The organism is Pseudomonas sp. 8209 (genome assembly GCF_028682105.1).
Classification (GTDB): Bacteria; Pseudomonadota; Gammaproteobacteria; order Pseudomonadales; family Pseudomonadaceae; genus Aquipseudomonas; species Aquipseudomonas palmensis.
The window spans coordinates 268,178-292,395 of sequence record NZ_JANIAH010000002.1; the positions used below are offsets into that span (position 1 = coordinate 268,178).

Below are 24,218 nucleotides of genomic sequence, written 5' to 3' on the forward strand. Positions count from 1 at the left end.
AGAGCTATATGAACAAAATTACCATCGCCATCATTCTCGCTACAGGCATGGGCAGTACCTGGTGTATGGCTGAGGCCGCCGACCCAATCAAGGTGGAGTCCCAGGGCAGCGTGATCGGGGACGACGTGCTCTACAGTATCGGCGGCGGTAGCGCTGTTCAGATGGGCAGCGCTGGCCAAATGGAAAGCATCACCGTCGGCGCCGGCTGGCAGAACAACCTGGTCTGCGGAAACATGGACCTCAGCAACACCCTGCAGAACCAGCTGAACGGCACAACACAGGGCTTCCAACAGATCATGGGCAGCGTCATCCAGAACGCGACCGGCGCTGTCACGTCGTTGCCGGCACTGATCCTGCAGCGGGCAAATCCCGCCCTCTACAACCTGCTGACCAACGGGATCCTGCAGGCGCGCCTCGACTACGACCGATCGAAGGGAACCTGCAGGGCGATGGCCGAACGGATGGCCGACATTGCCGGCGGCCAGATGGGGTGGGGCAAGGTTGCCGAAGGTCAGAAGATGGGGCAAGCCCTGGCATCGAGCAACGATGCCGTGGCAGTGGTCGACAAAGTCGAGCAAGCACCAGGATCGAACGGCGTGACCTGGGTCGGCGGTAAGCAGGCCGGTGGCAATGGGCAGCAGCCCATCAAAGTGGTTGGGGATGTTGCCAAAGCAGGGTACAACCTCCTCAACAACCGCGCAGCTCAGGACACATCGAGCATCCCGCAGTCCAGCTGCTCCAATGGACTGGTATGCGGCAGTTGGGAGTCTCCGGCCGAAGCCGCCCAGTTCGCAAACCGGGTCCTGGGTGAACAGCAGCTGCAGACCTGTGAAGGATGCACGACCACCTCGACTCCGGGTGTGGGCTTGACCCCGCTGATCCAGGAAACATACGACAAGAAGCTCGCGGCCCTGCAGGAGCTCTTGAAGCCCGGGACACAGATCACCTCCGAGAAGCTGCGTGAAGCAAGCAGCGACTCCCTCCCCATTACCCGCGGCGTAGTTACCGCCCTTCGTGACGAGCGGGATCAGGCGGTGTTGGCCTCCCGCCTAGCATCCGAGGTCGCCCTGGCTGATGTCCTGGAGAAAGGTCTGCTGCTGCAGCGCATGCTGATTACAGGCAGCAAGGAACCCAACGTGAATGCGAACAAGCTCGCCGTTGAGGCCACACTCGGCCAGGTCGACACGCTTCAGCAACTCATCACCAACCTCAAGACCGAGCTCGACATGCGGCAGCAGCTCGCCAACAACTCCCCGATGAAGATCATCGAGCGCAGCAAGTCGCGCGCCGAAAATTCCCGCTCGATCTACGAAGCGGCGCCTGAACAGGATCGCCTGCTTCAGCTGCAGAAGCCTGCTGGCAAGGAATGACCATGTCGGAAGATGTCGAGAAAAAAGCCCACCCCCTCAAAATCCTCCTGAGAGGCGTGTTATTGAGCGTGGTGATGCTGATGCTGAGCGTGTTGCTCGGCATCATTGCGGTCAATCATCTGGGCGTGTTCGAAACCTGGGTGAAGTGGCGTGAGGGCAATTACTTACCACTGTTGCTATGGCGACTCGCACTCTACGGGAGCATCGTCTTGGCCTGGGTGAAGCTCAAGGCGCGCCTGCCCTGGGCGGGGGGAGGTCAACCATCCAAGGGTACTCAGAGGATCGAGTTCCTGGTTCTCCTGCTGTTCGTAATCATCGAGATCTCGAAGGCACCAATCACCTGGTCGGAGGTGCTATGACGCTCTACACGAACGACTATCTGGAGTATTACCTCACCCTGGTGGGGTGGATTATCAACAACGGGATCTGGGACATGATTTCAGACACGGGCCTGTTTGCCCTGCCCTTCATCATCATCGTGGCCCGTGAGTGGATCAAGGTCCGAGGAGAAGGCGCTGATGAGGGAAACAAGGGGGTGCTATCCCTGGCTCGCATTGAGACCCAGCTGTACGTTGGCTACGTGGTTGTTTCACTCTGTGCTGTTCCAGCCATCTCCGTGGGCTTTGACACTCTGCAGTTCGACCAGTCGCGAGGGAAGCAGTGCCAAGTACTGACGCCTGCGCCTTCGGAGACAGGCTGGAAAACCACCTTCAGCTCGCTAGCTGGTAAGAGCGCGAAGGTACCAGTGTGGTGGGCCCTGGTTCACGCAATGTCCAAGGGATTAAATAGCGGTGCTGTCGCAGCAATCCCATGCGGGACGGATCTCAGGCAAATGCGCATGGAAGTCGACGCGATGAGGATCGGCAATCCCCTGCTCGCGCAGGAGGTGGCAGACTTCACTCATGACTGCTTCGGTCCCTCCCGCGCGCGCTTGTTCATGCGTCAGCCCGATATCGGGTCGATCGCCAAGGACCAGAAGGCCCTTCAGGACCTAAACTGGATCGGGTCCCACTACCTGCTGAATACGTCTGGTTACTACGACACGGATTACTCCAGGACACCCCGTACATCCTGGCCCTATGACACGAAACGAGATGATGGCATGCCCCAGGTGACCGGAGGCGGTGGGTATCCAACCTGCAAGCAGTGGTGGTCGGATGGAAGCATCGGGTTGAGGGACCGGCTGAAAGGCCAAGTCGATCCAAGCCTACTTGACCAGTTCCTCGGGTGGGCAAAGTGGCTGTCTCAGGAGGAAGTCACCGACTCGATGATTCGCCAGCTCGTGTCGCCATCGAGCCAGGTCAATGGCGACGTCTACACGGATTACGGTGGACAGATCGATGGTACTGTATGGAACGGTATGGCGCGCGGCGCAGGAACGCTCGGTGTTGCATTAGGCTCCCTCGCCTACTTCCCGGGTATGGACGTTGTGCGACAAGCTCTACCGATGGTAATGGCGTTCCTGAAAATGGCCTTGGTGATTTGCATTCCAATTGTTCTGATCATCGGCGCCTATCGGCTTGAAGTAGCAATGACAATGTCAGTTACCATGTTTGCGCTGATCTTCGTAGACTTTTGGTTCCAACTCGCCAGATGGATCGACAGTACCATCATCGACGTTCTGTATGGTTCGGGCTCCCCCCACTTATCATTTGATCCTGTTATGGGGCTAAACGCAACAGTTCAAGATGCAATCTTGAACTTCGTGATGGGAGCGATGTTTATTATTTTGCCAACATTTTGGATAGCTGCATTGGCGTGGGCAGGGATTAAGACTGGTGCAGTTTTGAACGGACTATCTGATGGTACAAGAAGACTTCAAGGCGCAGGAGAAGATGCGGGAAAAACAGCAGCTAACACCATCAAGAGATCGATCACGTAAGAGGAGGCCAGGCTAAAGCTGGCCCTTTAAAACCTGACTCAATCATCGTAATACATATGGTAGTTTGGATGCCCGTATTCGCCATAGAAAGGCGCCCTATGCGACTCATCGTGATCGTCCTCGTCACTAGCATCCTCTGCAAAAAAATCTATTTTGTCAGAATCAATTTTGGACAATGCATAAATCCCGGCCACTAAACAGACTGCGGTCAAAATCGTCGAGAGGATCCCAGTTATATTGCTGATGACTAAAAATAATAGTGGACCAACAAAAACGACTCGCTTGACCCAGCGAGTCTTGGGGTTGCGATCATGCAAGCAGAATTTCGCCACATGGCCCAGCGACCGACCTAAGCGGAAGGCAAACGAGGGTTTGGCAGCTGCAGGCATGATCAATCTCCTTGCTCTGTGGAAGCATCTTGCCATCAGATATACGACACCTTTGGCATTTTCGCAAGGGTATGGCATAAAACGCCATCACCACTCATCAGGTTCACATCCATGGCCACCCACAACATCGTCGTTCCGAAGCCAATGGAGCAGTCCATTGATGATCTCGTCAACACTGGCCGGTACCAGAATTTCAGCGAGGTCGTACGGGCAGGCCTCCGCATGCTGCTCGAACATGAAGCTGCAGAGTCAGCGAGACTAGAGGCGCTACGCAACGCCACTTCAGTTGGCATCATGCAAATAGAGGCCGGTCAGTACGAAGAAGTCGACCCAGTCAATTTCGCAGCCTACCTCGACAACCTTGGAAGACTAACGAGCGATAAAGCATGAGTAGGGCCATGGTTCGCATGTCACCCCAGGCATGCATCGACATCGCCGATACGCTTCGCTTCACTGAGGTGAGGCTCGGTCAGTCCGTCAGGAGCCGGTATCAAGACCTGCTACAGGAGACGTTCCTCGCCCTAGCTGAAGAGCCTACGCCGGTAGACAGCAAAATGCGTGATGAGCTTTCCCCGGGCCTTCGTAGCCTGCATCTGTCATTCAACGTGCTGCAGATGACTGACGGCCGCGTGATTAGACCTCGACATATCGTGTTCTACCGAACTGGGACAGATCAAATCGTTGAGATACTACGAGTCCTCCACGATGCTATGGAGGTCGCACAGAATTTGAAACACCTGCATCAGCAGTAAAGGGTAAATGGCTCAACAGAAAATGGGCTTGAATGGATAATGGAATGGATCACAAGGGTAAAAGCCTTATCAGAAAGGGAGGAAATGTAAAATGGAAACAATGCTACAAGAAATCAAATGGATGGCAATCCACTGTTCAAGAACCTACTTTGAAAACACGAATAAAACTCGAAACCTAATGAGGCAGGCGCTTACACCCGCCCTAAAAACGGCTCATGATCGTCAACTTATTTTTGATAGCAAGGAGCTGAGCAAGAATGACATATACTGCTTGACAGAAATCAACAGACAACAATTTGAGGAGCACTACGGCCAACACCACAGATTTTTGCTCAATGCTTTATTAATCACCACATACAGCACATTAGAGCACACTCTCGCGAACATCACGCGAATCATATACAGAAATCTAAAAAAGAATCCGCCAAAGGAAATATACGTAAAAGACTCACTGTCAGCACTTGGTGAAATCAACATACAGATAGACCAAAAACTCGCAACCCAAACCAACATATTAAGATTAGTTCGTAATATTTTGGTTCATGCGAGGGGGGAGTGGATTCATCAAAAACCAAAGGACCTAAACACCATATTTGATAGTACCACCCATGTCACCCGGGGAAATTTCGGAGCACTAGAAATTGCGGAAGAGTATCTGGAAGAAAGCTTAATACTTGCAGAAAAACTAGTCATTGACATAATCACGAAAATAGACGAAAGAATCGAAAATCTAACCAGCAGCCCAGAGCCTCAACACAGCTAGGGCTCACAGTGATGGCATCTTGATTTGAATGCAATGCCCTGCTGAGTTCCCTTTCCCCTTGATGGCCACACGCCATTTCGAGGAAAAGCCCGCTCCATGCACACCCCATGGAGCACCCTATGCAACTCCTCTCCTGGTTGAGCCGCAAACCGGCTAAACCAACACCAGAAGCCTCACCACAGGGCTTCCATCTGCCGGCGAAGGCTACTGCTCTCCTGCAGAGCCCACTCCGTCAGCAGCTCCTGGAGAACATCTGGCGCCGGGCTTCGCTCTCACGAGCTCAGTTCAATACCCTCTACCTTAAACCGCTCGAGCGCTACGCTGAGCTGGTGCAGCTGCTCCCTGCCTCTGAAAACCATCACCATGCCCACCTTGGCGGACTCCTGGACCACGGCCTGGAGATCATGGCCTATGCCCTAAAGATCCGGCAGACGCACCTTCTGCCAATAGGCGCTCCACCGGAGTCCCAATCCGCTCAAGCAGAAGCCTGGACTGCAGCGGCTGCCTACGGCGCGTTGCTACACGACTTGGGGAAGATCGCTGTTGACCTCCGGGTCGAGCTCGAAGATGGCCGCGCATGGCACCCATGGCACGGACCGATCAACCGTCCCTACCGGTTCAAGTACGTGAAAGGTAGGGAGTACCAACTGCACGGGGCTGCTTCAGCTCTTGTGTACATGCAAGTCCTGGACACCGGAATCCTCGACTGGCTCAGCGGCTTCCCTGAGTTATGGAAGCAATTGATCTACCTTCTCGCCGGCCAGTACGAGCACGCCAGCATCCTCGGCGAAATGGTGATCCAGGCGGATAAAGCTTCTGTTGCCCAGCAATTGGGAGGAAATCCTGAACGCGCGCTTGCGGCCCCAAAGCAATCGCTGCAGCGACAACTGGCCGACGGTCTGCGATTCCTGGTGCGAGAAAAACTCAAGCTCAATCAGCCAGATGGACCGGCAGATGGTTGGCTGACGCAAGATGCGCTTTGGCTGGTGAGTAAACCAGCAGCAGACCAGCTCCGGGCATACTTGCTGACCCAGGGTATTGAGGGAGTGCCAACCTCCAATGCTCCGTTCTTCAACATGCTGCAGGACCAGGCAATCATCCAGACCAATGCCCAGGATAAGGCGATCTGGAAAGCCACCATCGATAACGGCCGCGGCTGGAAGAACAGCTTCACCTTCTTAAAGGTCTCGCCGGCACTCGTATGGCCGAATCCGGACGAACGCCCCCCTCTATACGGTGGCAGCCTCACCCTGGACCAGGAACCGGAGACAGTCGCGCAGGCGGGCGCCAGTGCGGAAACCGTCTGTGCGGTACCGGATGAGCCAGTCGCCCCCTCGGGCGACGCAACTCAACCGCCGGCACGACCTCGAGCCCTAGTCCAGCCAACTCCAACCGAAGGGATCCGATCGTCTGAGCGCGAAGAATTACTGTCACTGTATAGTAATATCACTGCGCCATCAGAAGAGCTAAGTGCTAGCCCAGGCTCAGCAGCCGCATCCCCTCCCCGGCAAGGACTCGAAGAGGTAGAGCCGGCTGACGATTCTCTAGCAGCCACAGCAAGGAATGCTGCAATAAAAGATGTCACCACCATGCCTACGAGTAGTTCGCTGGGAGGAGCTTTCATCGCCTGGCTCAAAGCCGGGGTCGCCTCCCACAAATTGATCATCAACGATACCAAGGCCCTGATTCACACCGTCGACGACACAGCAATGCTCGTTACCCCTGGGATCTTCAAGCGATATGTGCTTGAGCACCCGGAGCTTGAGAGGATCGTCGGTAAACCGGGGACAGCGGCCTGGCAGCATGTACAACGCGCATTTGAGAAAGAGAAGAGCCACCAGAAAACCAGCAAGCAGCTGAACATCTGGACCTACGATGTAGTAGGCCCACGGAAGACCACGCAGCTGAGGGGCTACTTGCTTCTTGATCCGAAGCTGATATTTGCTGAGCAGCCCCTGAACAACCCAAGCTTGCGACGAGTGACGGAAGGGGCCGCTGAATGACGCCCGAGAAATTGCTCCGGGAATACCTCGTCGATCACGACCTCCGGCCTGCCAGCGCGAAAATCTACGGCGCGGCAATGAAGAAGCTGGAAAAGAACTTCGGCAACGCTGTTGATGTGGAGACCATCGACCGACGGGACGTCCTTGCCTTAAGGAACAAGCTGATTGAAGGGGGTCTGTCGAAGCGCAGCTGGAACACTTACTCCAATCACCTCCGAACAATGTGGGGTTACGGCATCGAGTATGGGATTCTTCCCAACACCGATGTGAACCCATTCAAAAAGACGACGGTAATTGCACCGAAGCGACAGAGCAAAATCATTGCCGGCGAAGCGATTGTCCGTGCAAGGCGATGGCTCAGAAGTCTTGCTGACCAAGAGGAGTCGACTGGGGACCGGGCCAGAATCACACCAGCGTGGTTCTGGCTGGCAACTTTCGAGATGTTCTACTACACCGGCATACGGCTGAATGCACTGCTGTGCATCCGGCTCAAGGATGTGGACTGGGATCGACGGCTGGTTCTCGTCCGCGGCGAAACCGAGAAAACACACCGCGAGTTTCGCATTCCCATCATGGATGGGCTAGCGCCGCACATTCAGCGCCTCGTCGATGAAGCTGGCCGAGCGGGCTTTGCCGCCGATGACCAGCTGTTCAACGTCAATCGTTTCTCCCGCCATTACAAGCGGCACGAAATGAACTCGGACCAGGTCGAGGCGATGTACAAGAAGCTGATCATCAGGCTCGGGGTACGGATGACTCCGCACCGGTTCAGGCACACGCTTGCAACCGATCTGATGAAGCAGCCGGAAAGAAACATCCACCTGACCAAGAACCTGCTGAACCATTCGAACATCGCAACAACGATGAGCTACATCGAAGCCGACTATGACCACATGCGAGACGTATTGCACGAGCGCAGCATGCAGCAGGGAGCGTTAAGGCTTGTACGTCGGGTTGATGAAAGTAGTGCACCAAATTCGCGAACAGGTGAAAGCGGTACCCGCACAGAGCCTGGTCGACGAATAACGATCGAACAAGATCATCAAGGAGGTGGCTGCTCGGCACCAGAACATCTGCTGATTGAGTTCAGGCAGAGCTGTGCCAGTGCTTTGCTACCGCCCGAAGATCTCTTTCAACCAAGCCTTCTGTTCAGCCTGATGGCATCGACGACAGGGTCTACACCTTTTGCTCGATCTCATTCTGCTGACCCAGGCACTGTGTACAACGCCCGTGCCTCCCCGAAGTTCTGAACCGACGAATGGCAATGAGCCACTACATGGTTAACTGAAGCAGGGCAGATAGCGCATAACTGTCCCAGGTCACTGGTGCTATGAAAATGGCACCATGCCTTTGGCTGCGCGTGTTCTGGAGGCCTCGCAAAGCGGAGTTTCGCAGAGCTGAGCAGCCTGCAAAGTCGCTAAGTCATTGAGTTTTTTGGCCCAGAAACGAAAAAGCCCGCCATAAGCGACGGGCTATTCCATATTGACATCACGTTGAAGCGAGCCTAAGGTTCGCTCCAGACGGCTGCAAGACTAGAAACTGGCTGGCAAGCCCCCCTCTCTAGCACTCACGAACCGCTGTGAATAATGGTGGGTCGTGTAGGATTCGAACCTACGACCAATTGGTTAAAAGCCAACTGCTCTACCAACTGAGCTAACGACCCGTTGCGTGGGGCGTATAATACTGATTTCCTTAAGGAAATCAACACCCCACCGTAAAAAAAATCAAAAATATCGGGTTGGGTCGGTCACGCCGGCTGCCCGGAAGCCATCTGCACGCAGGCGGCAGCTGTCGCACTTGCCACAGGCACGGCCTTGATCGTCAGCCTGATAGCACGACACAGTGAGGCTGTAGTCGACACCACGCGCCATGCCCGCCTGAACGATCTGCGCCTTGCTCAGGTTCTGCAACGGTGCCTGGATGCGAAAGCCCTGCCCCTCGACACCGGCCTTGGTGGCCAGGTTGGCCATGCGCTCGAATGCTTCGACGAACTCGGGACGGCAATCCGGGTAGCCCGAGTAATCCACCGCGTTCACACCGATGAAGATATCCCGCGCCTGCAACACCTCGGCCCAGCCCAGCGCCAACGACAGGAACACGGTATTGCGTGCCGGTACGTAGGTCACTGGAATGCCTTCACCCGGTGTCTCGGGTACATCGATGCTACTGTCGGTCAGCGCCGAACCACCAATGCCATCCAGGCTCAGGCCGATCACCTTGTGCTCGACTGCACCCAGGTCACGGGCAACTCGCGCAGCGGCGTCCAGCTCGGCGCGATGACGCTGGCCGTAGTCGAAACTCATGGTATAGCAGCTGTAGCCTTCGGCCTTGGCCATCGCGACCACCGTGGCCGAGTCCAGGCCACCAGACAGCAGGATTACCGCACGTTTCTCAGTCATGACATCACTCCCCAATCAGCGTCCCGGCTCGTCGTTCCACAATTGCTTGTGCAACTGCAGTTGAAAACGAACCGGCAAATTATCGGCCACGATCCAGTCGGCCAGGTCGCTGGCCTTGACCTGATGGTGGCTCGGCGAAAACAGCACCTCCCCGGCACGCTTCTCCAGACCATACTGGATCAGCTTGGATACCGCCCAGTCATAGTCTTCACGGGAACAGATGACGAACTTGACCTGATCGTTCGGGGTCAGCAGCTCGATATTCTCGTAGAGGTTGCGGTGCATCTCTTCGGAGCCCGGCGTCTTGAGGTCCACCACCCGGCTGACGCGCTGGTCGACCTTCGAGATGTCCAGTGCTCCGCTGGTTTCCAGCGAAACCTCATAGCCGGCGTCGCACAATTGCTTGAGCAAGGGGATGGCGTTGGGTTGGGCCAATGGCTCACCGCCAGTGACGCACACGTAACGCGGGCGAAAACCAGCCACCTGCTCGAGAATCGAGTCGAGGCTGCGCACGGTGCCACCACTGAAGGCATAGGCACTGTCGCAATACTGGCAACGCAAAGGGCAGCCGGTGAGACGTACAAATACCGTGGGCAGCCCAGCGGTACGCGTTTCACCCTGCAACGAGTAAAAAACTTCGGTAATTCGTAATGTGTCTTGCATAGTCGCCACGGGCGTAACAGCTAAACAGGCTGTCCGCCTCCGTCAGGCACTGCAGCGAACCCGGCATCGCGTAGTTCGCAGCAGCGTGTGTCAATAAAAGGGCATCGATTCTAACGAAAAAACCCGCGACTAGCGCGGGTTTCTTCCAGGCGGGCAGTTCAGAGCTTCTGCAGGTCGCGCTGGGCCAACTGTGCGGCGGAGGTACCCGGGTACTGGGTGACCACCTGCTGCAGAATACCCTTGACCCGGTCGGTGTGACCCAGGCGGCGCTCGACATCGGCCAGCTTGTACAGCGAGTCCGGCACCTTGCTGTGCTTCGGATACAGCTGGCTGACCTTGGCAAACGCCTGGCCGGCGCCCTGCAGGTCGCCCTTGGCAAGGTTCACTTCACCCAGCCAGTACTGGGCATTGCCGGCGTACTGACTGTTGGGGTACTTGCGCAGGAAGGCATTGAATGCCTGGCTGGCCTTGTCGAAATCCTTGGCCTTGATCAGGTCGAAAGCAGCGTCGTAATAGAGCTTTTCTTTCGCCGGGTCGCCAGGTTCGCTACTGGCCGCAGGGGCGGTGGCCGCGCCTGCAGCGGCACCGGCGGCTACATCACCACCGGTGGAGGAATTCTCGGGAGTTGCAGCGGGTGCACCGCCGGCTCCGATACGCCGATCCAGGTCCTGGTAACGCTCCAGGCCTTCCTGTTTCAGGCGGGCTACATCGTTTTGCAGTTCTTCGATCACCCCTTGCTGGCGCGAAATCTGATCCTGCATCTGCTGCAATTGCATGAACAGCTGACCCTGCGCCGAGGCAGGGGCCGAAACCCCTCCCCCGGCGTAGGCGCCGCTCGTACCATAACCCGCTGGCGGATAACTGCTTGCGCCGTTATAGCCAGCGTTGTCATCAACAACAGGAACCTCGGCCCAGGCCACGAGTGGCAGGGCGAGAGCCAGGACGGTTACAGCACGGCGGCACGTTCGCATATCGAATTACTTACGCAGTTCGACGCGACGGTTCTGAGCCCAGGATTGCTCGTCGTTACCGGTAGCAACTGGACGCTCTTCGCCGTAGGAAACCAGTTCCAGTTGGGCTGGGGAAACGCCTTGCAGTACCAGGTAGCGCTGTACGGCTTTAGCACGACGCTCGCCCAGGGCCATGTTGTATTCGCGAGTACCACGCTCGTCGGTGTTGCCTTCCAGGACGACGCGAGCGCCATTGCCTTTCAGGTCTTTGGCGTGAACGTCCAGAGCGCGCATGGCTTCTGGCTTCAGGTCCGAGCTGTCGTATTCGAAGTAGAAGGTGGTGATTGCGCGCAGAGCGGCTTCTTCGCTCAGGGAACCGTCAACAGCACCGGTGTTAGCGCCGTAACCAGCGTTTGGATCAACAGCGCCTTCACCAGCGTTGTCGCCGCCCTTGGAGGAGCAACCTACAGCTACAGCCATGGCCAGAGCCAGCGCAGCAAACTTACCAAACTTCAGCATTTCCATCGTGAAACTCCTAATGAACCCCAATGTGTTAAGTGTTACGTAAAGCGCCGCGTCAGTTCAGGTAAGGGGACCAGGACGGTTCTCTGACTTCGCCTTGAGCGGTAGGAAGCGGGAGCCTCACGCGTCCGTTGAGAGAGACGAGCATCAAGACTCCCCGGCCCTGCTGGCGGGTGGCGTAGATTAGCATGGTGCCGTTGGGCGCAACAGTGGGTGACTCATCAAGACTTGTTTCAGAGAGGATTTTTACACTTCCTCGCTGCAAATCCTGCGCGGCCACCTTGAAGTTGGTGAAACCTTGCTGGCGATGAATCATTACCAGGGTCTTTTCATCCGCCGACAGTTTAGGGTTGGCGTTGTAGTTACCCACGAAAGTTACACGCTCGGCACCACCACCCGAAACGTTGGTTTTGTAGATCTGCGGCTTGCCGCCACGATCCGACGTGAAATAGATGGTCGAACCATCCTTGCCCCAGAACGGCTCGGTGTTGATACCCGGACCGGCCGTGACACGCGACATCTGGCGCGAAGCCATGTTCATCACATAGATGTCAGGGTTGCCGTCCTTGGACAGCACGAACGCCAGGCGCGAACCATCGGGCGACCAGGCTGGTGCACCGTTGAGGCCTTCGAAGTTGGTGATCTGCTCACGACGGCCAGTGTCGATGTGCTGTACGAAGATACGCGGACGACGCTGTTCGAACGACACATAGGCAATGCGCTTGCCGTCCGGCGCGAAGCGCGGCGACAGGATCGGCTCGCGCGACTGCAGCAGGGTCACGGCGCGGGCGCCGTCGTAGTCCGAACGCTGCAACGTGTAACGAGTGTTGTCCTTGGAGAAGCGTTCGGCGGTGACGTACAGCATGCGCGTGGAGAACGCACCCTTGATGCCGGTGAGCTTCTCGAACGACTGGTCGGCAATGTAGTGCGACATGTCACGCAGCTGGTCGGTAGTGCCCGAGACGCTGCCGGTCAGCACTTGCTGCTCGGTGGCGACGTTGAACAGCGCATATTGCACCTGCAGGCGACCGCCCGCTGGCACGATGCTGCCTACCATCACGTACTGGGCGCCCAGGGCCTTCCAGTCACGGAAGATGACTTCGCTGGCCTGGCTAGGCTGGCTGATCATGTTCTGGCGCGGAATCGGCGCGTAGTAGCCGGAGTTGCGCAGGTCATTGCCAATGATATCGGCCATGTCCTCGGGCAGCACACTGCCACCCTGCAGGGCGAACGGCACGACCGCGATCGGCGTGGCACGGTCACTGCCGCTGGTGACCAGGATGTTCTTTTCTTCTGCAACGGCCATCCCTGCTGCGCAGCAGAGAACGACCAGCAGTCCTCTAAGAAGGTTAATCACAAGGCTAGATCCTCAGGTGTGAATGTCATCTTGAATGAACGATAGGGATTGAATTCGCTCGGTTTCAAGCCCTGCATTTCGGTCAGGCGGCCAATGTTCTTGACCGCTGCTACCGCAGAGGCATCGAACGGACCATCACCACTGGAGCGTGCAACGCTCACCGTGGTCACGGTGCCATCGGGCAACATGCCAATCTGCAGGACCACCGTCATGTTCTTGCGTGCAGAAGGTGGGCGCGCCCAGCCTTCGGCTGCGCGGGCACGTATCAGGTCGTCGAAGTCGCCGGCCACCTGGTCACCCTGCTCGTCGGCCAGCGCCTGCTGCCGTTCGGTGGAGTCGGACAACAGCTCGGCCAGGGCCTGGGCTTTCTTGTCTTCCGCCGCCTTGCGCGCCGCTTCTGCTGACTTCTTCTTGGCCGCATCGGCTGCGGCTTTCTTCTTGGCATCCTCGGCGGCCTTTTTCTTGGCCTCTTCGGCTGCCGCTTTTTTCTTCGCATCCTCGGCTGCCTTTTTCTTGGCATCCTCGGCGGCTTTCTTCTTGGCGTCTTCAGCGGCCTGCTTCTTGGCCTCTTCTGCTGCCTGTTTCTTGGCCTCTTCCTCGGCTTTCTTCTTGGCGAGGTCGGCCTGCTGTTTCTCTTCGACCTTCTTGGCTTCCTCGGCTTTCTTGGCCGCGTCGGCCTTTTTGGCCTCGTCGGCTTTCTTGGCCTCATCGGCCTTCTTGGCTTCGGCCGCCTCGCGGGCTTCTTCGGCCTTTTGAGCCGCCTCTTCTTTCTTTTGTTCCGCAGCCTTCACCGCTTCCTGCTTCTGCTGCTCGACCTTCTTCTGTTCCATCTGCTCGACTTCGGTCTGGCGCGCCGCGGTTTTCTTCGCTTCACCCGCAATCTTCTGATTGGTCTGGGTGGTGGCCTGACTTTTGGACTTCAGCTGGTACAGGGTCGCCTGGACAATAGGCTTGGCCGGCGGCAGTTCCGGGGTCATGGCAAAGCTGACGAACAGCATGCCGAACACCAGAACGTGCAGCGCGATGGCCCAGACGCTGGGCCAGAAATAGCTTTCCGAGGCGGATGGCTCTCGCTGTTGCATCAGGGCGCCTCGGTAATCAGGCCAACGTTACCGACACCGGCCTTCTGCAACCCGCCCATGGCGCCCATCACCGCGCCATAGTCGACGGCCTTGTCGCCACGGATGAACACCTGGGTCTGTTTGCCCTGGTCACGTCCGGCCGCGATGATCTTGGTCACCGCGTCGGTCATTTGCGGCAAGGTCATGGCCTTGTCCATCTGCTTTTCGGTGTCGACTTCGCTGCCAAGGTTCCAGAAATAGGTCTTGTCGGCCTTGATCGAAATGGTAAGGATCTGGACGTTGTTGTCCTGCGGCAAGGCTTCGCTGGAAACCTTGGGCAGGTCGACCTTCACGCCCTGGTTGAGCATCGGTGCGGTCACCATGAAGATGACCAGCAGTACCAACATCACATCGATGTAGGGCACCACGTTCATCTCCGCGACCGGCTTGCGTTTGTGTCGAACTCGAGCCATGGGCTTTTACCTGATCACTCTTCGCTGGTGTGCACTTTACGGTGCAGGATGGCCTGGAACTCGTCGGCGAACGTGTAGTAGCGGCCGATCAAGACTTCACTGCGTGCAGCGAAACGGTTGTAGGCAATAACTGCCGGGATTGCGGCGAACAGGCCGATCGCGGTGGCGATCAGTGCCTCGGCGATACCCGGAGCCACAGTGGCCAGGGTCGCCTGCTGGGCCGAAGCCAGGCCGCGGAAGGAGTTCATGATGCCCCATACAGTACCGAACAGACCGATGTACGGGCTGGTGGAACCGACGGTGGCGAGGAACGGCAGGCTCTGTTCGAGCTTCTCTTCTTCACGCGAGATGGCCACGCGCATGGCCCGGCCAACGCCTTCCATCACGGCGTCAGGGTCGACACCCGGTTGCTGGCGCAGGCGCGAGAACTCCTTGAAGCCGGCACGGAAGACCTGCTCCACACCCGAGTCCGGGTCCGGGTTGCTGCCGGCCTGGCGGTACAGCTTGGACAGGTCGATACCCGACCAGAAGCGCTCCTCGAAGCTTTCCAGCGCACGACGACCGGCACGCAGCATGGTGCTGCGCTGAAAAATCATGATCCACGAGGTCACCGATGCGGCCACCAGAATCAGCATGACCAGCTGCACCACGATGCTGGCATTACTGACCAGGCTCCACATGGAGGTATGGTCGACGACGTTAGCTTCCACGCTTAATCTCCTGCAATTGTTTGGTTACCCGCACCATCCGCCGCCACAAAGGCTGCACGCAGCTCGGAAGGAATGGCCCGGGGTTTGAACGTATCGGCGCGCACACAGGCCACCAGGAACTGCCCCTCGCAGAGCAGCGTTGCATCACGCTCGCGCCAGACCTGCTGCACAAAGCGCAGGCTGGCACGATTCAATTCAAGCACTTGTGCGGTGACCCGCAATTCATCGTCCAGGCGGGCCGGCGCGTGGTAGCGCGCCTCGCTGGAATGAACGACGAACAAGGTGTTCTGTTCTGCCATCGCAGACTGGGCAAAGCCCAGCTCGCGCAACCGCTCGGTGCGGGCACGCTCCATGAATTTCAGATAATTGACGTAATACACCACGCCGCCCGCATCGGTGTCCTCGTAATAGACGCGACAGCGATGTGCGAACGACTCAACCCCATTTTGCGCGCGCATACTCTAGTGCTAACTCCTCAGCTTGCCAATCCGCCCCACCAACTGTTTTTAACGGATTATGTCGTATTGCCAGCGCGACTCATGCGTGTCCGCCGATAGGACCACGAAAACGCCGGATAAGTCTGTCATTCATCGGCCAGGTCGGAAAAACCCTCGCCGTTGACCGACTCGCCCATGCGGCCCGGAATGTTCAGGCCAAAGTGCAGGTAGGCGTGCCGGGTCACCACGCGCCCACGGGGTGTGCGCATGATGTAGCCCTGCTGGATCAGGTAGGGCTCCAGCACGTCCTCGATGGTGTGACGTTCTTCGCTGATCGCCGCCGCCAGGCTGTCAACACCCACCGGGCCACCGTCGAACTTCTCGATCATGGTCAGCAGCAGGCGCCGGTCCTGGTGATCGAAACCACGCTCGTCCACGTCCAGCAGGTTCAGCGCCAGGTCGGCGATGGCCTTGGTGATGTCACCTTTGCCACGCACCTCGGCGTAGTCGCGTACACGACGCAGCAGACGGTTGGCGATACGCGGGGTGCCGCGGGCGCGCCGGGCGATCTCGAAGGCGCCCTCGTCCTCGATCGGCAGGCCCAGAATCCCGCCCGAGCGGCTGACGATGGTGGCCAGGTCTGCGGTGTTGTAGAACTCCAGGCGCTGCACGATACCGAAACGGTCGCGCAGCGGATTGGTCAGCATGCCGGCGCGGGTGGTTGCCCCGACCAGAGTGAACGGCGGCAAATCGAGCTTGATCGAACGTGCGGCCGGCCCCTCGCCGATCATGATATCCAGCTGGAAGTCTTCCATGGCCGGGTACAGCACTTCCTCGACGATCGGCGAAAGCCGGTGAATCTCGTCGATGAACAGTACATCGTGGGGTTCCAGGTTGGTCAGCAGCGCCGCCAGATCGCCCGGACGCTCAAGGATCGGCCCGGAGGTGCTCTTGATCGAAACGCCCATCTCCTGCGCGATGATGTTGGCCAGGGTGGTCTTGCCCAGGCCCGGCGGGCCGAAGATCAGCGTATGGTCCAGCGACTCGCTGCGCCCACGTGCCGCCTGGATGAAAAGCGCCATCTGCTCGCGCACCACTGGCTGCCCGATGTACTCGTCCAGGCGCAATGGCCGGATCGCCCGGTCCTGGACCTCTTCGCGGTCGCGCCCGGTAGCGGCTATGAGTCGGTCGGCTTCGATCACTTAAATCATCCCCTTGAGGCTGCGCCGGATCAGCTCTTCGCTGCTCAGGCCCTTGGCATCGATGGCCGCCACGGCGCGGCTGGCTTCCTGCGGCTTGTAGCCCAGCGAGATCAGCGCGCTGACCGCATCGGTTTCGGCAGTGGAGGCACTTGCCACCGGCTGCGGGCCGTCGGACACCAGGGTAAACAGGCTTGGCGCGGTTTCCCAGGCCTTGAAGCGGTCCTTGAGTTCGACCAGCAGGCGCTCGGCGGTCTTCTTGCCCACCCCCGGCACCTTGACCAGCGCCGAGGTGTCCTGGGCCTGCACGCAGCGTATCAGGTCGTCGACCTCCAGGCCCGACATCAATGCCAGGGCCAGCTTGGGCCCTACGCCGTTGAGGCGGATCAGCTCGCGGAACAGCTCGCGCTCGCGCTTTTCGTGAAAGCCATACAGCAGGTGCGCGTCTTCACGTACCACCAGGTGGGTGTGCAGCGTCACTGCCTCGCCAACCTTGGGTAGGCGATACAGGGTGGTCATCGGCACCTCGAGCTCGTAGCCCAGGCCGTTGACATCGACAATCAGGTGCGGCGGCTGCTTTTCAGCCAGGGTACCGCGCAAACGTCCAATCACGTTCAGGTCCTTTATCCAGGGCGCCGGGGCGATCAAGCCCGCCATCAGCCGCCATGATTGCAAGCCGGCGGTGGCCGGCAAGCGAAATTGTGTTAACCGATGATGCTATCAGAGCCTTAGGCGGCCACTGCGGCTGCGTGCAGCGCCCAGCCCGTGCGGCACCAGGCTGGAACGGGTATGGGCATGGCACAGGGCGATGGCCAGGGCATCGGAGGCGTCTATCTGCGGCTTCTGGGTGAGCTTGAGCAGGTGCATGACCATCATCTGCACCTGTTCCTTGTTGGCCCCGCCCGTACCGGCGACCGCCTGCTTGACCTGGGTGGCACTGTACTCGGCGATCTCCAGGCCCTCTTCGACCCCGGCGACGATGGCGGCGCCGCGCGCCTGGCCGAGCTTGAGCGCCGAGTCGGCGTTGCGCGCCATGAACACCCGCTCGATACCCATGGTCACCGGCCCGTGCAACTGGATGATTTCGCGCACGCTGCGGTATACCACCTGCAGGCGCTCGGGCAGCTCGCCGCTGCCGGTACGGATGCAACCGGAGGCCACGTACTCGCACCCGCGCGCCGTGTGGCGCACCACACCATAGCCGGTAATCCGCGAGCCGGGGTCAATACCAAGAATCAGAGTCATATCGCCTGCGCAACCAGTGGCGCACCGGGGCGCCATTAAAAAGACAGAAGCCGGACCCGTCACGGGCACAAGGTGCCTGCGGACGAATCCGGCCTCGAGTACGCCAGAACTGAACCTTAGCCGAGTTGTTCCATGACTTCGTCAGGAATTTCGGCGTTGGAATACACATTCTGCACATCGTCCAGGTCTTCAAGCATGTCGATCAGCTTGAGCACCTTCTGTGCGCCCTCCAGGTCGAGTTCGGCGCTGGTGGTCGGCTGCATGACGATTTCCGCGTCCGCAGCCTTGAAGCCGGCAGCCTCCAGGGCAGTACGCACCGCATAGAAGCTGGCAAACGAGGTGAACACGTCGAACGAGCCATCTTCGTTGCTGACCACGTCGTCGGCATCGGCCTCCATCGCCGCTTCCATCAGCGCGTCTTCATCGACACCGGCGGCAAAGCTGATCTGCCCCTTGCGCTCGAACAGATAGGCCACCGAGCCATCGGTGCCCAGGTTGCCACCGCACTTGCTGAAGGCATGGCGCACGGCCGCGGCGGTGCGGTTGCGGTTGTCGGTCATGGCCTCGACCATGATCGCCACGCCGCCCGGGCCGTAGCCTTCGTAGCTGAGCTCTTCGACATTGTCGGCTTCGGTTGCGCCTGCACCACGGGCCACGGCGCGATCGATGATGTCGCGGCTCATGTTCGCGCCCAAGGCCTTGTCCAGCGCCAGGCGCAGGCGCGGGTTGGAATTCGGGTCGCCACCGCCCTGCTTGGCGGCGACGGTCAGCTCACGAATCCACTTGGTGAAGATCTTGCCTCTCTTGGCATCCTGGCGCTCTTTGCGGTGCTTGATGTTCGCCCACTTGGAATGACCCGCCATAACTGACTCCAGAAATCCTTGAAACAAAACCACGCCCCCGCCCGGAAAAACCTGGCGTGGGCAATCAATTCGGTATGCCGTAACGCAAAGGCGCATCCAAGTGGATGCGCCCCGGGCCCGCTTACTCAGCCTTGGGCTGTTCGCGCAGACGGATGTGCAGCTCACGCAGTGCCTTGGCATCGACCAGGCCTGGGGCCTGGGTCATGACGCACGCAGCGCTCTGGGTTTTCGGGAAGGCGATCACTTCACGAATCGACTGGGCGCCGGTCATCAGCATCACCAGGCGGTCCAGACCGAAGGCCAGGCCACCGTGCGGCGGTGCACCGAACTTCAGCGCGTCGAGCAGGAAGCCGAACTTCTCTTCCTGTTCCGCCGCCTCGATGCCCAACAGGCGGAACACGGCCTGCTGCATCTCTTTGCGGTGGATACGGATCGAACCGCCACCCAGCTCGGTGCCGTTGAGCACCATGTCATAGGCACGCGACAGCGCGGTGGCCGGGTTGGCCTCCAGCTCTTCAGGGGAGCATTTTGGCGCGGTGAACGGGTGGTGCAGCGCCGTGAAGCTGCCGTCGTCGTTCTCTTCGAACATCGGGAAGTCGACAACCCACATTGGTGCCCATTCGCAGGTCAGCAGGTTGAAGTCGTTGCCGACCTTGATGCGCAGCGCGCCCAGGGCTTCGCTGACGATCTTGGACTTGTCGGCACCGAAGAACACGATGTCGCCATCGACCGCGCCCACGCGATCGAGGATCACGTTCAGGTTGGCCTCGGGGATGTTCTTGACGATTGGCGACTGCAGGCCCTCGACGCCCTTGGCGCGCTCGTTGACCTTGATGTACGCCAGGCCCTTGGCACCGTAGATGCCGACGAACTTGGTGTACTCGTCGATACGGCTGCGCGGCATGCTCGCCCCGCCCGGTACACGCAGTGCGGCAACGCGGCATTTCGGGTCGTTGGCCGGGCCGCTGAACACCTTGAAGTCGACCGCTTGCAGCTGGTCGGCCACATCCACCAGTTCCAGCGGGTTGCGCAGGTCAGGCTTGTCCGAACCGTAGCGGCGCATGGCCTCTTCGAAGGTCATGTGCGGGAATTCGCCGAACTCCAGGTCGAGGACTTCCTTGAACAGTTTGCGGATCATGCTTTCGGTCAGGCCCATGATCTCGGTCTCGTCCAGGAAGCTGGTCTCGATGTCGATCTGGGTGAATTCCGGCTGGCGGTCGGCGCGCAGGTCTTCGTCGCGGAAGCACTTGGCGATCTGGTAGTAGCGATCGAAACCGGCCACCATCAGCAGTTGCTTGAACAGCTGCGGCGATTGCGGCAGGGCAAAGAAGCTGCCGGCGTGGGTACGGCTTGGCACCAGGTAGTCACGCGCGCCTTCCGGGGTAGCGCGGGTCAGGATCGGCGTCTCGACGTCGAGGAAGCCGTTTTCGTCGAGGAAGCGACGGATGCTGGTGGTGATGCGCGAGCGCAGACGCAGCTTCTCGGCCATCTCCGGACGACGCAGGTCGATGAAGCGATAGCGCAGGCGGGTCTCTTCACCCACGTCGGAGTACTCGTTGAGCGGGAACGGCGGGGTTTCCGCTTCGTTCAGCACTTCGAGCTCGTAGCCCAGCACTTCGATGGCGCCCGAGGCCATGTTGGCGTTGACTGCGCCTGCAGGGCGCGGACGCACCTTGCCGGTGATCTTCACCACGTACTCGCTGCGCACGCGGTCGGCGGCGGCAAAGCTTTCTGCGCGGTCCGGGTCGAACACGACCTGAGCCATGCCTTCGCGATCACGGATGTCGAGGAAAATCACCCCGCCGTGGTCGCGACGACGATGGACCCAGCCGCAAAGGGTAATTTCCTGACCTTCCAGGCTCTCGTTCAGTTGGCCGCAATAGTGGCTGCGCATCATGATGGTGGTTTCGCTTCTCGTCATTCGTGAATTCGGGTGTGGACCTTGCCGGCCCCAGGGGGCCCATAGTGCAAGACCCTGGCAGTACAGTTCAACTCAGTCGGCCTTGTCGGCGCCCGCCAGGTTCTTTTTGGTGCCGGTCTTGAAGTCGGTTTCATACCAGCCGGTGCCGCCCAGGCGGAAGCCCGGGGCAGAAATCAGCTTCTTCAGGGCAGGTGCCTGGCAGGCCGGGCAATCGGTCAGCGGCGCTGCGCTGATCTTCTGCAGAACTTCCATCTGGTGGCTGCAGGAACCGCATTGATAGTCGTACAGGGGCATTGGCGTATCTCGTTGACCACTGCGCGGGCCGCGCCACGCAGCAAAAAGCGGGATTATATATGGTTAACCGGGGCTGTGCAGCCCGCCCGCCGTGCCAGCGCACGAATGGTTCAGGGCTTGGCGCCGCCCCTCAGCACGTAGACCACGCAGATCACCCGCACCAGGCCGCTGAAATTCTTGACGCCGCCGTGGCGAAGGTGGACTTCGCGGTCCACATGGGACAGCACCGCATTGACCGTACACCGGTTGGCGGCGGCAATGCGCTCGAGGATTTTCCAGTAGACCTCTTCCAGGCGCAAGCAGGTGGCGAAGCCGTTGAGTCGCACCGAACGCGACAGCGGGCGCGCCAGGCCCATATTGAAATCTGCCTGAAAAGGATCACCAGGGGCCATACGAAGTTGCTCGGCGGTGCATGCACGTTCATTCACGACTCGCGACATATTCATCCCACGCATTGACTGACAGGAAGTTCATCACCGGGATACTTGCTATCCAGGTACCTGCCTATGAAGCGCTGTTCATCGTATTGCAACCAGCAGACCGCGAGCCTGCGCAGCGTAGGAATAACCTTTTAGTTGAGTTCATGTACCACACCTGCTGAAACTGTTCCACGCCGGCCGCAGCACGCAGGAAGTACCCATTAAAAAGCCCGATTCCTCTAAGGAAGAATCGGGCTTGCGTCTTTCAACAGGCGCCTTTACAGGCGCCGAACACTCACTTGGCCAACAGCGAGCGCAGCATCCAGGCAGTCTTTTCATGGGCCTGCATGCGCTGGGTCAACAGGTCGGCGGTCGGCTCGTCGCTGACCTTGTCCAGCAACGGGAACAGGCTGCGCGCGGTACGCACCACGGCTTCCTGGCCATCGACCAGTTGCTTGATCATCTCTTCAGCCGCCGGCACACCTGGCTCCTCCTTGATCGAGGACAACTTGGCGTATGTGGAATAAGTACCCGGCGCCGGGAAGCCCAGTGCACGAATTCGCTCGGCGATGGCATCGACTGCCAGGGCCAGTTCGTTGTACTGGCCTTCGAACATCAAGTGCAGTGTATTGAACATCGGCCCGGTCACGTTCCAGTGGAAGTTATGGGTCTTCAAGTACAGTACATATGTATCCGATAACAGATGCGACAAGCCGTCAACAATGGACTTGCGATCTTCTTCACTGATACCAATATCGATTGCCATGTACATTTCCTTCCTGTGATGTCAGTTCAACATGCTGGAAGCACTGTACCAAGAGTTGCGCGTGCCTGCAGCTCCGATTGCCGGTCTGGCGTGCGACACAGGGCTGCAGCCGCGCGGCCCGTTTGGCCCGCTGATTTGAGAAGCACCCGGCTTTGCTGTTAAATAGGCACTGTGCCGTCATTGCGCATTTTTTGTGCAATGGCGCATAGGCTGCAGCCACGCTTTGGCGCCTCATCGGTAACCGCGCACCGTGGGTTCAGCTCTTCCTGTGATATGCCTGAATAAAATGTGAGCCAAACCACCATGTTCAAGATCGTTCACCTGTTGACGGGCGCAGCTGCCTTGCTGCTGTCCCTGATTCCTAGCCTGAGGGGCGAAGCTGTCCCTTTCCTGCAACAACCCGATGCCATCTACCTGGCGCTGTTCGGGCTGCTCAACCTGATCCTGGTGCCTGTGCTGCCAATGCACTACCGCGGCGCGCGCCAGTACCTGCAACACACTGCCAGCGCGCTGCTGGTGCTTGCAGTGGTATTGCAAGCGGTCACTGTGCTGCTGCGCCCGGAGCTGGGCAATGTCGCGGCCATGGTCTGCGCCCTGCTGGCCGTGCTGCTGCATCTGGTGGCGGGCCTGGCCAAGGTTGGCCGTGCGCGCAGCCAGGCACCTGCCTACGACATGAGCAACCGCGACACGGGCACCGTGAAGTGGTTCAACACGTCCAAGGGCTTTGGATTCATTTCGCGGGATTCCGGCGATGACATCTTCGTGCACTTCCGGGCCATTCGTGGCGAGGGTCACCGGGTGCTGGTGGAGGGTCAGCGTGTGGAGTTTTCGGTGATGAACCGGGACAAGGGCCTGCAGGCCGAGGATGTGATTGCGGCACCGCGTCGCTGATCCTCGCGTGAAGAACCGCGACGGCCACTCGGCCGATCGCGGTTTTTTTACGCCTACTCACCCGCCCTGTTCTGCTGTCGATCTGCACTGAGCCTTTAGGCCCGCTGCGCGAGGCGCATGCATCAATAGTGCGGGGGCGGCGCTTCTTCCTCGTTGGACTCGTACTGCCCCACCATCTCCTCATAACGCTTGAGCAGCGCGCCCATCTGCAGCTGCAGCCGTTCAACCACCCGCTGCTGCTCCACCAACACATCGTTCAGCGCCAGCAGCGTATCGTCCTGAAATGCCAGACGACTCTCCAACTCGGTTACCCGTGCTTCCAGAGTCATGATTCAAGCCTCGATCGGTTGAAGATAATCACCAAGCTCACGCTCGACGATGCGGCGCACATGAGCCAGCGCCTCGGCTGTATAAACCAGCGCCGGCACGCGCCCCCACACCGGGCCAGGCCATGCCACATCGCTCTGGCGTCGCACGATCACATGCATGTGCAACTGGCTCACGACGTTGCCCAGGGTCGCGACATTCATCTTGTCGGCATCGAACAGCCCGTCGAGCAACTTGGCCAGCAACGTGGTCTCTTGCCAGAGTTGCTGCTGCGCCTCTTCATCAAGTTCGAATACTTCGCTGACAGCAGGACGCCGCGGCACCAGAATGAACCACGGATAGTTAGCATCCTTACTAAGTAACAAGCGACAAAGAGGTAAGTCCCCCAACGCAATCGTGTCTTGTTGCAAACGTGAATCAAGAGCAAACACAGAACAATCTCCTCGCACCTTTCAATCCCGATACCTGCACCCGGCAGGTGATTGACGCAAGGATACTCCCGATTGGAGTCACAGGCATGAGTACATGGCGCTCCATCCCGGGGCAGGCAGACCACACTGCA

The 24,218-nt window shown here is 58.8% G+C and carries 29 protein-coding genes and 1 tRNA gene; 9 read left to right on the plus strand and 21 right to left on the minus strand.

The genetic code is table 11. The annotated features are described in order from the left end of the window. Window positions 1-8: 8 nt before the first annotated feature. The 3 genes from NP552_RS04835 to NP552_RS04845 are packed head-to-tail and all read left to right on the plus strand — an operon-like array spanning window position 9 to window position 3,252. Window positions 9-1,370 carry an integrating conjugative element protein gene (locus NP552_RS04835; protein ID WP_213607096.1) on the plus strand — a complete coding sequence of 454 codons (1,362 nt, stop codon included), beginning with the start codon at window positions 9-11 and terminating at the stop codon, window positions 1,368-1,370. A 2-nt stretch (window positions 1,371-1,372) separates the two neighbouring features. Beyond that, on the plus strand, window positions 1,373-1,729 hold the full coding sequence (locus NP552_RS04840; protein ID WP_213607095.1) for a hypothetical protein: 357 nt from the start codon (window positions 1,373-1,375) through the stop codon (window positions 1,727-1,729). Further along, a complete protein-coding gene (locus NP552_RS04845; protein WP_213607094.1) occupies window positions 1,726-3,252 on the plus strand; it encodes a conjugal transfer protein TraG N-terminal domain-containing protein in 1,527 nt (508 codons plus the stop codon). The genes NP552_RS04840 and NP552_RS04845 overlap by 4 nt, the downstream gene beginning before the upstream one ends. 38 nt (window positions 3,253-3,290) lie before the next feature. On the opposite strand, the gene NP552_RS04850 is transcribed toward NP552_RS04845, so the two are convergent. Continuing rightward, window positions 3,291-3,641, minus strand: a complete 351-nt coding sequence (locus tag NP552_RS04850; RefSeq protein ID WP_213607093.1) for a hypothetical protein — start codon at window positions 3,639-3,641, stop codon at window positions 3,291-3,293. 111 nt (window positions 3,642-3,752) lie between these two features. Between NP552_RS04850 and NP552_RS04855 the strand changes: the two genes are divergently transcribed. From NP552_RS04855 to NP552_RS04875, 5 genes are all read left to right on the plus strand, one after another. After that, window positions 3,753-4,031, plus strand: a complete 279-nt coding sequence (locus tag NP552_RS04855) for a type II toxin-antitoxin system ParD family antitoxin (RefSeq protein ID WP_213607092.1) — start codon at window positions 3,753-3,755, stop codon at window positions 4,029-4,031. Window positions 4,032-4,048: 17 nt separating this feature from the next. Further along, complete coding sequence (locus NP552_RS04860) at window positions 4,049-4,393, plus strand: type II toxin-antitoxin system RelE/ParE family toxin (protein ID WP_274096580.1); 345 nt, start codon at window positions 4,049-4,051, stop codon at window positions 4,391-4,393. A 91-nt stretch (window positions 4,394-4,484) separates the two neighbouring features. Next, window positions 4,485-5,156 (plus strand): hypothetical protein, encoded by a 672-nt coding sequence (locus NP552_RS04865; protein ID WP_213607090.1) that lies wholly within the window; start codon window positions 4,485-4,487, stop codon window positions 5,154-5,156. A gap of 107 nt (window positions 5,157-5,263) precedes the next feature. Next, the gene (gene mobH / locus NP552_RS04870) at window positions 5,264-7,159 is read left to right on the plus strand and encodes a MobH family relaxase (RefSeq protein WP_443201026.1); all 1,896 of its coding nucleotides are present in this window, start codon (window positions 5,264-5,266) and stop codon (window positions 7,157-7,159) included. Then, window positions 7,156-8,409 (plus strand): site-specific integrase, encoded by a 1,254-nt coding sequence (locus NP552_RS04875; RefSeq protein ID WP_213607088.1) that lies wholly within the window; start codon window positions 7,156-7,158, stop codon window positions 8,407-8,409. Before mobH ends, NP552_RS04875 begins: the two co-directional genes overlap by 4 nt. A 337-nt stretch (window positions 8,410-8,746) precedes the next feature. Here the strand turns inward: NP552_RS04875 and NP552_RS04880 are convergent. From NP552_RS04880 to NP552_RS04965, 18 genes are all read right to left on the minus strand, one after another. Continuing rightward, a tRNA-Lys gene (locus NP552_RS04880) sits at window positions 8,747-8,822 on the minus strand. A 61-nt stretch (window positions 8,823-8,883) separates the two neighbouring features. Then, on the minus strand, window positions 8,884-9,558 hold the full coding sequence (gene queC / locus NP552_RS04885; protein ID WP_058541509.1) for a 7-cyano-7-deazaguanine synthase QueC: 675 nt from the start codon (window positions 9,556-9,558) through the stop codon (window positions 8,884-8,886). Between the two features lie 15 nt (window positions 9,559-9,573). Beyond that, a complete protein-coding gene (gene queE, locus NP552_RS04890) occupies window positions 9,574-10,221 on the minus strand; it encodes a 7-carboxy-7-deazaguanine synthase QueE (protein WP_043864236.1) in 648 nt (215 codons plus the stop codon). A gap of 158 nt (window positions 10,222-10,379) precedes the next feature. Next, on the minus strand, window positions 10,380-11,192 hold the full coding sequence (gene ybgF, locus NP552_RS04895) for a tol-pal system protein YbgF (protein ID WP_054914972.1): 813 nt from the start codon (window positions 11,190-11,192) through the stop codon (window positions 10,380-10,382). A gap of 6 nt (window positions 11,193-11,198) precedes the next feature. After that, the gene (gene pal / locus NP552_RS04900) at window positions 11,199-11,696 is read right to left on the minus strand and encodes a peptidoglycan-associated lipoprotein Pal (RefSeq protein WP_042121796.1); all 498 of its coding nucleotides are present in this window, start codon (window positions 11,694-11,696) and stop codon (window positions 11,199-11,201) included. Between the two features lie 52 nt (window positions 11,697-11,748). Further along, a complete protein-coding gene (gene tolB, locus NP552_RS04905; RefSeq protein ID WP_213085823.1) occupies window positions 11,749-12,999 on the minus strand; it encodes a Tol-Pal system beta propeller repeat protein TolB in 1,251 nt (416 codons plus the stop codon). Window positions 13,000-13,046: 47 nt separating this feature from the next. Continuing rightward, complete coding sequence (tolA, locus tag NP552_RS04910; protein WP_043864239.1) at window positions 13,047-14,132, minus strand: cell envelope integrity protein TolA; 1,086 nt, start codon at window positions 14,130-14,132, stop codon at window positions 13,047-13,049. Then, a complete protein-coding gene (gene tolR, locus NP552_RS04915; protein WP_043864240.1) occupies window positions 14,132-14,584 on the minus strand; it encodes a protein TolR in 453 nt (150 codons plus the stop codon). The genes tolA and tolR overlap by 1 nt, the downstream gene beginning before the upstream one ends. A 14-nt stretch (window positions 14,585-14,598) precedes the next feature. Next, complete coding sequence (gene tolQ / locus NP552_RS04920) at window positions 14,599-15,294, minus strand: protein TolQ (protein WP_043864241.1); 696 nt, start codon at window positions 15,292-15,294, stop codon at window positions 14,599-14,601. Window positions 15,295-15,296: 2 nt separating this feature from the next. Further along, a complete protein-coding gene (gene ybgC / locus NP552_RS04925; RefSeq protein WP_043864242.1) occupies window positions 15,297-15,752 on the minus strand; it encodes a tol-pal system-associated acyl-CoA thioesterase in 456 nt (151 codons plus the stop codon). 125 nt (window positions 15,753-15,877) lie between these two features. After that, the gene (gene ruvB / locus NP552_RS04930) at window positions 15,878-16,933 is read right to left on the minus strand and encodes a Holliday junction branch migration DNA helicase RuvB (protein WP_043864243.1); all 1,056 of its coding nucleotides are present in this window, start codon (window positions 16,931-16,933) and stop codon (window positions 15,878-15,880) included. Next, on the minus strand, window positions 16,934-17,542 hold the full coding sequence (gene ruvA / locus NP552_RS04935) for a Holliday junction branch migration protein RuvA (protein WP_043864300.1): 609 nt from the start codon (window positions 17,540-17,542) through the stop codon (window positions 16,934-16,936). 108 nt (window positions 17,543-17,650) lie between these two features. Continuing rightward, window positions 17,651-18,175, minus strand: a complete 525-nt coding sequence (gene ruvC / locus NP552_RS04940) for a crossover junction endodeoxyribonuclease RuvC (RefSeq protein ID WP_043864244.1) — start codon at window positions 18,173-18,175, stop codon at window positions 17,651-17,653. Window positions 18,176-18,291: 116 nt separating this feature from the next. Further along, entirely contained in the window at window positions 18,292-19,038 is a 747-nt protein-coding gene (locus NP552_RS04945) for a YebC/PmpR family DNA-binding transcriptional regulator (protein ID WP_043864245.1), read from the minus strand. 121 nt (window positions 19,039-19,159) lie between these two features. Further along, complete coding sequence (aspS, locus tag NP552_RS04950; protein ID WP_043864301.1) at window positions 19,160-20,935, minus strand: aspartate--tRNA ligase; 1,776 nt, start codon at window positions 20,933-20,935, stop codon at window positions 19,160-19,162. Between the two features lie 96 nt (window positions 20,936-21,031). Then, on the minus strand, window positions 21,032-21,253 hold the full coding sequence (locus tag NP552_RS04955) for an FmdB family zinc ribbon protein (protein WP_043864246.1): 222 nt from the start codon (window positions 21,251-21,253) through the stop codon (window positions 21,032-21,034). A gap of 110 nt (window positions 21,254-21,363) precedes the next feature. Continuing rightward, complete coding sequence (locus NP552_RS04960) at window positions 21,364-21,693, minus strand: ribbon-helix-helix domain-containing protein (protein WP_043864247.1); 330 nt, start codon at window positions 21,691-21,693, stop codon at window positions 21,364-21,366. A 274-nt stretch (window positions 21,694-21,967) separates the two neighbouring features. Beyond that, window positions 21,968-22,438, minus strand: coding sequence for a Dps family protein (locus NP552_RS04965; protein WP_043864248.1), 471 nt, complete (start codon window positions 22,436-22,438; stop codon window positions 21,968-21,970). A gap of 303 nt (window positions 22,439-22,741) precedes the next feature. Between NP552_RS04965 and NP552_RS04970 the strand changes: the two genes are divergently transcribed. Then, the gene (locus tag NP552_RS04970) at window positions 22,742-23,329 is read left to right on the plus strand and encodes a cold-shock protein (RefSeq protein WP_043864302.1); all 588 of its coding nucleotides are present in this window, start codon (window positions 22,742-22,744) and stop codon (window positions 23,327-23,329) included. A 122-nt stretch (window positions 23,330-23,451) separates the two neighbouring features. Here the strand turns inward: NP552_RS04970 and NP552_RS04975 are convergent, their stop codons facing one another. Then, window positions 23,452-23,658, minus strand: a complete 207-nt coding sequence (locus NP552_RS04975) for a SlyX family protein (RefSeq protein WP_043864249.1) — start codon at window positions 23,656-23,658, stop codon at window positions 23,452-23,454. A 3-nt stretch (window positions 23,659-23,661) separates the two neighbouring features. Further along, on the minus strand, window positions 23,662-24,087 hold the full coding sequence (locus NP552_RS04980) for an HIT domain-containing protein (RefSeq protein ID WP_043864250.1): 426 nt from the start codon (window positions 24,085-24,087) through the stop codon (window positions 23,662-23,664). Between the last annotated feature and the right edge of the window lie 131 nt (window positions 24,088-24,218).